General features: G+C 44.7%; 9 protein-coding genes. 5 read left to right on the forward strand and 4 right to left on the reverse strand.

Annotation, left to right across the window (positions count from 1 at the left end; translation table 11 throughout):
- Nucleotides 1-45 precede the first annotated feature (45 nt).
- The 3 genes from O59_RS13120 (at nucleotide 46) to O59_RS13130 (ending at nucleotide 3212) form a co-directional block, all read left to right on the forward strand.
- Nucleotides 46-1212 (forward strand): zinc-dependent alcohol dehydrogenase, encoded by a 1167-nt coding sequence (locus tag O59_RS13120; protein WP_007643491.1) that lies wholly within the window; start codon nucleotides 46-48, stop codon nucleotides 1210-1212.
- A 159-nt stretch (nucleotides 1213-1371) separates the two neighbouring features.
- Complete coding sequence (locus O59_RS13125; protein ID WP_007643493.1) at nucleotides 1372-1857, forward strand: hemerythrin domain-containing protein; 486 nt, start codon at nucleotides 1372-1374, stop codon at nucleotides 1855-1857.
- A gap of 425 nt (nucleotides 1858-2282) precedes the next feature.
- A complete protein-coding gene (locus O59_RS13130; RefSeq protein WP_007643501.1) occupies nucleotides 2283-3212 on the forward strand; it encodes an alpha/beta hydrolase in 930 nt (309 codons plus the stop codon).
- Between the two features lie 26 nt (nucleotides 3213-3238).
- Here O59_RS13130 and O59_RS13135 read toward each other — a convergent pair whose 3' ends face one another.
- Nucleotides 3239-3481 (reverse strand): hypothetical protein, encoded by a 243-nt coding sequence (locus O59_RS13135; RefSeq protein WP_040392375.1) that lies wholly within the window; start codon nucleotides 3479-3481, stop codon nucleotides 3239-3241.
- 103 nt (nucleotides 3482-3584) lie between these two features.
- Here O59_RS13135 and yghU point away from each other — a divergent pair, with 103 nt between their 5' ends.
- A complete protein-coding gene (gene yghU / locus O59_RS13140; protein WP_007643505.1) occupies nucleotides 3585-4442 on the forward strand; it encodes a glutathione-dependent disulfide-bond oxidoreductase in 858 nt (285 codons plus the stop codon).
- A gap of 369 nt (nucleotides 4443-4811) precedes the next feature.
- Here the strand turns inward: yghU and O59_RS13145 are convergent, their stop codons facing one another.
- The 3 genes from O59_RS13145 to O59_RS13155 form a co-directional block, all read right to left on the reverse strand.
- A complete protein-coding gene (locus tag O59_RS13145; protein WP_157152568.1) occupies nucleotides 4812-6152 on the reverse strand; it encodes an amidohydrolase family protein in 1341 nt (446 codons plus the stop codon).
- Nucleotides 6153-6185: 33 nt separating this feature from the next.
- A complete protein-coding gene (locus O59_RS13150) occupies nucleotides 6186-7469 on the reverse strand; it encodes a S9 family peptidase (RefSeq protein WP_007643515.1) in 1284 nt (427 codons plus the stop codon).
- A 132-nt stretch (nucleotides 7470-7601) separates the two neighbouring features.
- On the reverse strand, nucleotides 7602-9095 hold the full coding sequence (locus tag O59_RS13155; RefSeq protein ID WP_007643516.1) for a serine hydrolase: 1494 nt from the start codon (nucleotides 9093-9095) through the stop codon (nucleotides 7602-7604).
- A gap of 162 nt (nucleotides 9096-9257) precedes the next feature.
- Here O59_RS13155 and O59_RS13160 point away from each other — a divergent pair, with 162 nt between their 5' ends.
- On the forward strand, nucleotides 9258-11330 hold the full coding sequence (locus O59_RS13160) for a winged helix-turn-helix domain-containing protein (RefSeq protein ID WP_007643517.1): 2073 nt from the start codon (nucleotides 9258-9260) through the stop codon (nucleotides 11328-11330).
- Nucleotides 11331-11365: the final 35 nt, after the last annotated feature.

An 11365-nucleotide genomic window follows, 5' to 3' on the forward strand; every position in this document is an offset into this window, starting at 1 on the left:
GGAGCAAAAAATCAAGTAAGTCATTTCACTGGATGGGAGTTCACTATGCGCGCGCTCACGTATCACGGCAGCAATGATGTCCGGGTAGATAATATGCCCGATCCAATTATTCAAGAAAGCGACGATATTATTTTGAGAGTCACCGCCACCGCCATTTGCGGTTCTGACTTACACCTTTATCGCGGAAAAATTCCCGAGACTAAAGATGGCGATATTTTTGGTCACGAATTTATGGGCGTTGTGGAGGAAGTGGGCAGCGGGGTGACGGCGGTTGCCAAGGGCGATCGTGTAGTGGTGCCGTTTGTGATTGCCTGTGGCAGTTGCTTTTTTTGTGCAATGAATTTGCAAGCTGCGTGCGAAACCACTAACACAGGGCGCGGTGCAATTCTCAACAAAAAACAAATTCCTGCCGGTGCCGCGCTGTTTGGTTTTAGTCATTTATACGGGGGAATTCCCGGCGGTCAGGCGGAATTTGTTCGCGTGCCAAAAGCCAACGTCGGGCCCTTCAAAATTCCCGACAGCATTGACGATGAACGTGTCCTTTTCCTCTCGGATATTCTCCCCACCGGGTATCAAGCCGTGCTCAACGCCGGCATTGGCCATGGCAGTAGTCTGGTCATTCATGGTGCAGGGCCAGTAGGGCTTATGTCCGCCGCCTGTGCTCGCCTGCTCGGCGCGCAACAAATATTTATGGTGGATCATCATCAATACCGTCTGGATTTTGCGGTGCAACATTATGGTGTTATCCCCATTAATTTTGATGAGATAGATGACCCGGCCGCGGCGATTATTGAACAGACCGCCGGTTATCGCGGAGTTGACGCCGCCATTGACGCTGTAGGTTTTGAAGCAAAAGGTAGCACACTGGAAACGGCACTCACTGCATTAAAAATGGAAGGCAGTAGTGGCGCAGCCCTGCGCCAATGTATAGCAGCGGTAAGGCGCGGCGGCACCATTAGCGTACCGGGTGTATACGCCGGTTTTATCCATGGGTTTTTGTTCGGTGATGTATTTGAAAAGGGCCTTAGTTTCAAAACGGGGCAGACCCATGTGCAATCTTATTTACCGACGCTGCTTGAATATATTCTGCAAGGTGATTTGCGCCCGGAAATTATTACCTCCCACCGGCTAAGCCTTGAGCAAGCAGCAGAGGGATATCGAATATTTGATAAAAAAGAAGACGCTTGCAGGAAAATAATTTTACGACCTTAAAACAATTTTTTTCATCAGAAAGGTTTTTTTAGCAATAAATGATTTCCTGTTTTTTCTCACTGTATGTTAGTTGCAGCACCGAGATAGCTTCCCCAATCACCTATAAATACTCAGGGCTCGCACTGGAGCCCTCCCCCAAACCAAGATCCGGAGATTGATATGGCAACCGCACAAAAGAAACCCATTAGCACCGATAAATCACCCAAGGCCCAAGAAGCTACTGCACTGTTAAAAGCGGATCACAAAGCAGTGGATTTGTTGTTTCAGCAATATGAAGCGGCTCGTTCATCCACCAAAAAGAAAGCACTGGTTTCACAAATCTGTACCGAATTAACTGTACATGCACAAATTGAAGAAGAAATTTTTTACCCTCCAGTGCAGGCTGAACTCAAAGATAAAGAATTAATTCCAGAAGCCATTGTTGAACATGCAACACTGAAAGATCTGATCGCGCAAATTGAAGACGGCAACCCGGAAGATGCGCTATACGATGCAAAAGTCAAAGTACTTTCTGAATACGTAAAACACCACGTCAAAGAAGAACAGAACGAACTATTTCCCAAAGTAAAAGCCAGCAAACTAGATTTGTACGCACTTGGCGAGCAATTGGCGCAACGCAAAGAAGAGCTAATGGCAAAGCCATAGACGTTATTGCCGGGCGCCTTACACTGGTGCCCGGCATTTAAAACCCGGTTGACCCCTCCATATTATTGCTCACATGCAATTACTGTAGATCCCTACTACAGACCCACTCCATTACAGAAATTAACCCCAAACGCCTTGCGCAACACTTGTCATATAATATAGTTTATTTTGCTATTAAATCGCCCCCGTAGAAATATGAGGTTGCGCATTTATATATGCCAAGGATTTTACTAATAAATATTTTTTGCTGATTCATAAAAACCAAACACGCCCATTGTTCTGTGCAACAACAACCGACGAAGCTCAAGAGCTAATAAATAATCACCAGATTATGCGCAGAACTCCGCGATGAACTTTGCTGACGACTGAATAATTGCAGCCGCCGTGAAGTTTTACATAATGAAATGCTGTATGGAGATAACACAATGCAACGGCAATTAAAGGTATTTTTACGGTCAATGGTTTTTGGATTCATTTGCCTGAATAGCGCAGCAATTTTTGCGCAAGATGGAAAAATGTACCCCATCGATGTACCCAATGAACCGGGCGCAATTCCACTGAATACCGGTGGGGTGGAGAATCAGCCCGCGCAGGAATCCTGGTTTCGCCAGTGGGGTGACCCTATGGCGCGGAACATTACCAAAGCAACACTCACACCGTTTTTGGCTGACCCAAAAAAAGCCAATGGCACCAGTGTAATTGTGGCGCCCGGTGGTGGTTTTATGTGGCTTTCCATGAAAAATGAAGGCTGGGAAGTAGCCGAGGCTTTGGCCGCGCGCGGCATTAATGCGTTTGTACTTAAATATCGCCTGCAGCCCACCGCAGATTCACTGGAAGCATTTGAAAATCAAATGAACCAACGTTTTGCCGACGCCGCAAAACCGGCGGATGATAAAAAAGCCCCCGCACGGCCGCAGTGGGATTTAAGTAATCAATTAGCCGATGTGGAAGCCGCTTACGCCTTAATTAACAGCCGCGCGAAAGAATGGAATGTGGATATGAAAAAAATCGGCATGATGGGTTTTTCTGCCGGCGCCGGTTTAACCATGGCCACCACCTTGCAATCCAAAAAAGTTAAGCTGGCATTTATCGCACCGATTTATGGCGGTATGAATGCGGTTGAGGTACCTAAAAATGCACCACCTATGTTTGTTGCTATCGCGGTGGATGACTTTTTATTTCACGGTGAGACCGGATTAATTAAATCCTGGTACGACGCAAAAATTCCCGTGGAATTTCACTTGTATCAAAACGGCGGTCACGGCTTCGGTTTAGGCAACCCGGATCGCACCAGTAACAAATGGTTTGAATCCTTTATGTATTGGCTGGAAGTGAATGGTTTTGTTAAACCTTAATTAACGACTACGAGTAAAGTCCGCCGTTATTTTGGTGGACTTTTTATGGTTTTCTTGGGAATTAACTCTCCACTATCGATGCAATATTTAATACCTGCTGCAACGGCAACCAAAGCGATGATTATTATCGCAATAGCTCCCCAGTCGCGATCAATTAACGGCTGAATAAAAATCCCACCCCAAGTATTTCTAAATAACAATACTAACCCTGACATGCCCAACAAAAACGCACTAAAAAATTTTATAAATAAAGTTGTATTTCTTTTCACCGCAACCTCCATGACCAACCGCTAAACGTGCCCATAATAACATTTTGGGATACCATGCATCCAACAACTAAAAGCCATTAAACCTCAGTTCAAGGGGGACGCTATGAGTGATTCATATTTACCACCCAAAGTTTGGGTTAACAATACCAACGGCAACAATCAGTGGGCCAGTATCAACCGCCCTGACGCCGGAGCAAGATTCGACCGAGAATTACCCGTAGGCAAGCATCCTTTTCAACTTTACTCGCTCGCCACGCCTAACGGCCAAAAAGTTACCATTCTGCTTGAAGAACTACTTGCCCTGGGAATTAGCGAAGCGGAGTACGATGCTTTTCTGATAGATATTGGTGAGTCAGATCAGTTTTCGTCCGGCTTTGTTCGCGTCAACCCAAACTCCAAAATCCCCGCACTGCTTGATAAGTCTGGCGAGAAAGCAATAAATGTATTTGAGTCGGCATCCATTCTTGTTCACCTCGCCGAAAAACTTGGACAGTTTCTTCCTCAAGCGGGAGCAGCACGAACCCAAACATTTAATTGGCTATTTTGGGTGCAAGGCGCAGCCCCACTGTTAGGCGGCGGGTTTGGTCATTTCTATAGTTATGCCGATGAAAAACAAGAATATCCCATCAACCGTTTTGCGATGGAAGTGAAACGCCAGTTAGATGTACTGGATAAACAACTCGCGCAAAATACTTTTGTTGCTGGCGACGAATACACCATAGCGGATATGGCAATTTGGCCTTGGTACGGCAATTTAGTCTTAGGACATTTGTATGATGCCGCTGAGTTTCTCCAAGTAGAAACCTACACCAATGTCGTGCGCTGGGCCAAAATGATTGAGCGCCGTGAAGCAGTACAACGTGGACGTATCGTGAATCGCTCTTGGGGTGAAACATGGGAGCAAGTTCCCGAACGTCACTCAGCAGAAGATATTGATAAAGTGTTAAAGCTGCGTCCGTAATTTTTGGGGGAGTAAAGCGCCCCCCATTGGCGCCGCTACCGGTGAGATAATAGTAGCTGCCGCTGGCAGGAAGAGTGATGCCAGTGGTATATTCCTTCAGTAGTCCAAGGGTGACTCAGCTCAACGATCATCACATTTTTTTTGGAAATCCTGTTTCAACTACGCGACCAATGCTGCAGTTTGATTAATGGGGTAACCGTGCCAGTGGTAGTAATTAGATCAAGCAAAACTGTATAAACAAAATACCCGAGCAAGGCTCGGGTATTTGCAGGGTGCGTTTTTTAAAGCAACCTGCAGGAATCCGGCTATCAGTCAAGAACATACGTTAGCCAATGAAACAGGAATAGAAACTCTCTAACATAGCCTTCCTTAGTGTTCAGCTAGCAGATCCCGAGATAACCATTTTCCGTGAGTAAAAACACCACTGACGCTGCGACTGTTTCTAATATCCAGCAACGGGTTTTTATCTAACAGAATAAAATCAGCGCGTGCGCCAGCTTGAATTACGCCGGCCTTACCTGCTTCGCCAAGATAAGCCGCCACATTTACCGTGCTGCATTGCAATGCCTCAAAGGGAGAAAGCCCCGCTTCTACCAACATTGCCAATTCTTCATGCAATGAAATGCCCGGCACGAGAGTTCCAAATGTGTCCGTACCAGACAACATAGGTACACCTTTATCATGCAGCTCTTTAGTGAGACGTAGCATCACTTGCAAATTTTTATCTACCTCCGCTTTGGTAATAGGAAAATCTTTTTCCTGATAAGGATTCGTCGCTGGGTTTAACCAGAATTCTTTTACTTCATCGGGCAAATAACGCAAATCGGGATTATTTTTTAATGCGGACAAATGTTCATCTGACTGCCAAACCCCTACCATTTTGTAAACAATTAAGGTTGGATCGATATAAACATTTGATTCTGCAACTTCGTCTATTACTTCTGCACGATAATGGTCAGCCAATAAGCGATCGACGTTGGCTCGATAAGTAGGAAGAAAATCGGCAGTAGCTGCATTCGCCAACTTTTCGTCCAGTGCCACATATAAAAATTCTTCCATATGTTCCAGAGCATTTAATGCCAAGCTATTTTTTAGCGGCATTCTATGTTGGGCATGACCAACAACCTTTAACCCACGCTGCCGTGCACCTATTATTATTGCCTGATAGATATCAGGTTTAAGGTCGCCATGAACCTTAACAAAATCAATTTTAGTGCGAGCATGCTCATCCAGAACATGGCCAACCTCTTCTATGCTGCCCGGAAAATCCCCCTCCAGATGAGGGCCACTCAATAGATACCGAGGCCCAAGCATTGCTCCGGAGTTGATTTTTTCACGCAATTCCAGATGATCAAAACCACCATCCTTTAAGCGCATATTGGCTATAGTAGTAACACCGTTAACTAAAAATAAATTAAACATTTGTTGCGGATTCCAACGCACATGCACATGCATATCGGCAAGACCGGGCATCAGGTAGCGCCCTTCACCGTCAACTCGCTGCGCTGCGTTAACCTTAACTGCAGCAGATTGTTTGATTATTTTTATAATTTTCCCGTTATCAATAACAACCGCCCTGTTGCGCAGCACCGCAGAGCTATTCATCGGAATAACCTGAACACGCTCAACAATATAATCAACTTCTGGAGAGGCATGAAATACACAGCCGCTCAAGAGACACCAACATAGCAATGCCGGAAATTTATACATACAAAACCACGCCCCTGTTATAGGTTAACTGAATCAAAATCGATTAACTGAATCAATCACGAATCCGTTTCCCGAATAGGGCTGCTCCTTTTCATTAATCCATTCAGCAATCAATCTAAAATAGCCATTGGCAACCCGAATATTAGTGCGCGAACCGTCTGGCTGCTCCTTATACTCATACATCCCATGATCAGTGTCAGGAAAAATATAAACGTGTAATGTAGAATTTATTTTTTTAAGTGTGCGTAATGATTGCAATGTTCGCTCGATAGGCGCCTCTCGATCTTTTTCTGCAACAATCCACAATATCGGCACCTGCAATTTTTTCAGCACTGACATTGATTCATAATTCCAAATTAACTCCAGGTTATCAAAATAAGCATGACCTATGCGCCTCAAGTCCTTATCGCTCATGCGGAACATGGCGCCACTGTATTCACCGTTAATACTATTAATCCAGGGCTGCAACTTAAGTTCCTTTCGTAACGACTCCAACTCAACAAATCCGACATTGAAGTTGGAAAGAAGAATTTTGGCAGTAATTTTTGATAAACGACGAATATGCTTTAGCTGGTGCTCACTAAGTTGCTGCTGTTGTGCCTCCAATAACATTTGATCAAGATCCTCCTCGATCGGTGATGCAATCAATCCATAACTAACCACAATAAAATCAACCGGAGTAAGCGTTGCCGCCAGTGGAGCAACCCATCCACCCTGGCTTTCCCCCCAAAACCCAGCGCGTTTGATATACCCTGTAACAAGGGATCGGGAATGCCTCATTGCCATTGCTGCATCTTCTGCTAACAACTCAAAATTTTGGGTATAAAAACCGGCGGATTGACCAGTGCCGCGCTTGTCATATACAAATACAGCAATACCCATCGCAGCCAACAACATAGCCTTTGAATTACCGATAGCAGGATCTTGCTCGGAACCATGCACCATCACGATTAATGGATAGGTGTTTTGGGAAGCACCAACAGGCTCAATTAACTCACCAGATAAATGTGTATGCGCGGACATAAAGGTGGTTGATGTTCGACGTAGCGAAACCTGCTTGAGTGGCGCAGTAGCACCACTATTAAGACGGATAAATGTAGATTGACAATGAAATGGAATAGATTTCGATTGAGTATTGCCAAAAATACCGTCCAGCATTAAATAACGAATACCTGAACCCTGTGCTAAATCATTCCGTAAAATTGCCGCATTAGTCGAACCATCACTATAAACACCCGGCACACAATTAGCTGTTGCAAAAACATGAAAGCTTGACAATAACGTAGCCATTGCTATTAGCACTTTTTGAATACCCATAGTGAGTCACATTCAGTATTTAAGGAAAGTGACTACTAGGATGCAGAAATCATAAGATTGGATTCAGCGGAATAAAAAATATTAAACTTTATAAGCATAGCTAGCTTCACAACTATAAATTGTGATTCACATTTAATTTTGTTTTAACGCAATACCACCATAAAGGTGAAATGACTTAACTTCATTTTCTATTAAAAAGGTAACGGCAGTGCCGGTATTGGCATGAATAAATGTCAGGTTGTCGCCCACAACTGGGGTCAGCTTGTACTCTGTACCACCGGGATAAAGCAGCGAAATAAAATTGCTTTTCTCATCAAAGCGCACAGTAAAATCATCTTTTTTGTTCCATTTGTATTTGCCTTGCAGTGTTTTTAAAATCGCGTTATTTACAGGCTTTCTTTGTACGTCTGTTTGCTTAAATGTCTTCCATTGGTACACATAAGACGCAGACAAAAACAAATCCCGCCCCAGCTCCCAACCATTATCCGAGTTGATCAAATAGACCAAACCATTTCCACTGGTGAGGCTGATTGTCATGCCGGTGTTATAACCCGTATTGCCGCCATAGTGGGTAATAACAACATCATCGTCAGTGCGGTTTAGGATAAATCCGTAGGTGTGTCCATCACGTTCGTGACTGATTAACGAGCGAATATCCAACTGGGAAAATAGGGCACTTTTGCCGTGATAGCCTTTATAAATTTCTGTGAGAAAGGTAGCCATATCGATTGAAGTACTCCATAGCCCTGCTGCGGCTTGCTCTGGATAATTGCGCCAGCCCCCCTCTAATACCTCACCTGTGGATGTATAGCCTTTGGCGACTTGCTTAAACTTTGAGGCGGTAAGAGGTTGCGTGAATTCGGAGTACTTCATGCCCACGGGATCGAGAATCCATTTTTTCATGAGCGATGCGAACCCGGTGTCGTGTATATCCTGCAGCGCCAATTCCGCGAGCGTGTAAGCGCCACCGGAATATGCCAGTGTTTTATTCGGTGGTGTGATAACGGCGATAGCGGCGGAATTCACGCCGGCGCCTCCTTTTACAATGTCGATATCAGACGGCAATGCGAGGTTTTTGGCATAGCCTTGGTATCCACCCGGCGTAATTCCCGACGTATGGGAAAAAATATTGCGCAACGTAACCGGATTGGCTGCCGTTTGTTTCCCCGCTGGAAGGACAAAAGTTTTCAGGTAATGTTGGATGTTTTTATCCAGATCGATTTTACCGGCGGTCTGCATGCGTACCACGGCCATAAATGTGACCGGTTTGGATAGTGATGCTGCCTGGAACAAGCTTGTGCAATCCAATTGTTGTTGGGGAAAGCGTGCATTCTGATAAGTGTCTGCCCATTCAATCTCGCCTTGCTTGATGACCGCAAGCGACAACGAGGGAATCTTGTACTCCGACATTTTGTGGGTGATCGATGCAAGTACCTCCTCTTCATCCAAAAATTTTACCTGGCTGCGAATCTCGTTCTCCAATTGCATTTTTTCTTCAATCGATCCTGTTGGGGTAATGCAACCGGTTTTATGTAGCTCGGTGCTCTGTACGAATTCACTCGTCAATAACGTCAAGGCCATAACAAACGCGGCAAAGTTTGACAGTGTTTTAGCGGGGGGATGCATAGGCACTCCAAAAAAGTTGATAGTGGTTTTGGTTGTAATGCAGCCACACTAGAAAATATCCGGGAATACCACATGATATTGCGGTGATTTTTTGTGATTATTGATGACCATGCCGGTATTACATGGTAGGTTTGCCCGACATTTTAGGGGGTAATAATCCGGATGCGCTGGAAAATAGCACAGTTTGTTTTTTGTGAAAAAAGCCAAACCTTAAACGATAAAGGCACAACCATAATTCTTGAGCCCTTATCGGTTGAAGTGCTCGCCTATTTTTGCCGCAACCCCAATGTGATGATTAGTCGCGATGTATTAATTGCGGAAGTGTGGAATGGGCGAATTGTTACTGATAATGCGGTAACGCGCGTGATTACCAAGTTGCGCAAAGCGCTGGCAGATAAGCTTGAATCGCCACAGTTTATTGCCACCTTTCCCAAGAAGGGCTACAAATTTGTTGCCGAAGTCACTCCTTTGGACGAATACAGTGAAGCTCTGCCTTTAAGCTCGCCCAATAATCTTTCGTCTAATCGCATGCACACTGAAAAGTGGGTGCAATATCTTGTTGTATTTATGTTGGCCGTCTGTGGTTTATTGGTCTGGTTGTGGGTCTCATCAGCGCCCCAGCCTGTTTCTTCCGGCATCAGTTATCGTATTGGAGCATTAACGCGCGGAGTGGATCGCGAGTTTCATCCTGCCGCATCACCTAATGGTCGTTATCTGGCCTATAGCGCCTTCAATGCAGACCAAATACGTTTGCTTCTGAAAGATATTGAATCGCAAGAGACGCTAGAGATTGGGGATCAACATGGATGGAGCGGCCCTGCGGCGTGGTCAAGTGACGGAACGCAACTCGTTTATTTAAATACCACCCGAGATGCCTGCAAGTATTATCTATTAACGCTTGCTAATTTGGTTGTCACCGAACGTAAGCTCATCCATAACTGCCCTAAAGGAAGTCATGGAAAAATAATCTTCGGCCGTAAACCGCACACATTTATTTATGCAGAAGCGGGGAGTGCAGGATCACCCTTTTCAATTTTCGAAATTAATGTAAGTACGGGCGATGTGCGCCGCTTACCGCAACCGGAATTGGTGCTGGGTGGCAACAGCCAATTTGATCTTCACCCTACTGAAAATAAATTACTGATTTCATCGCCCAATCGTCAGCAATGGTTAAATATTTACAGCCTCGATTTAACGAACGACGAATTGCGTCATTTGTTTGAATTGCGCGAATACACCTGCTGCGCAATTTGGGATCACACCGGAATGCGGGTGGTGATTCAAGGTGAGCATCCCGCCAAAGAATTAATTAGCTTTAATTTGGATGGCAAGGACAGAGCCGTTTTATTTCAGGTTCCGCACAGCGTTTCGTCCCCTTCACGCATTCCCAATAGCGCGCATTATGCTTATGTCGGCGGTGAGGTAAACCGCGATATTTATGTTCACTCGTTTGCTACCCAAACTTCAAAAGTCATCATTGACTCCGCCATAGATGACTGGCTGCCGGTTATCTCACAAGACGGAAAAAATTTGGCATTTATGTCCGATAGATCAGGAAATGAAGAAATCTGGATTCGTGAGCGTGGGCAAACCTTTGAACGGAAATTAACAAGCTATAACGATGGCAGACACTACTTTGATTTGCAGTGGTCGCCCGATGGGAAACTCATTGCAGGTATGACAATTAATGAAATTCATCTGACAGATGCCGTCAATGGCAACTGGCGAAAGTTAAAAATTCCACATGAAGAACTGGTAGCCATTTCATGGAAAGACAATCAAACACTATCGTTTAGTATTAAAAAAAGTGGGCAGTGGATTCTCCATCATTACCGTATAGATAATGACCAATTAACGGCGGCATCAGGCGATTGGCAATTCGCTCGCTACGCTATCAGTAGCAATGATTCTCTATGGATTGATCACAATGACAATGCTTTTTACGGAGAAAGCCGAACGCATCTTGAATTAGCAGAGCTAAGAATTTTGCAAAATAAGCGCCTTAACTTGGTGAAAAAGGGCGATTCTGTTTTTTACACCGCACTTGATTCCAGCGGCTCCCAATTAATGCAAGCTGATGTCAAAGCGAAACATATAGTCCCGCTTTTTAAGGTTGACAACCCTAGTGGGTTATCGATTAACGAATCAGAGATCTATTACTCCCTGCGAGTAAATGGGGATACCAATATTTATAGGACGGAGAGGAGTAATCGGGGCAACATTAAGAGTGACTAAATATGGCAAGTCACATAAAAGCAATTAAATACCTT

Source organism: Cellvibrio sp. BR, assembly GCF_000263355.1.
GTDB lineage: Bacteria > Pseudomonadota > Gammaproteobacteria > Pseudomonadales > Cellvibrionaceae > Cellvibrio.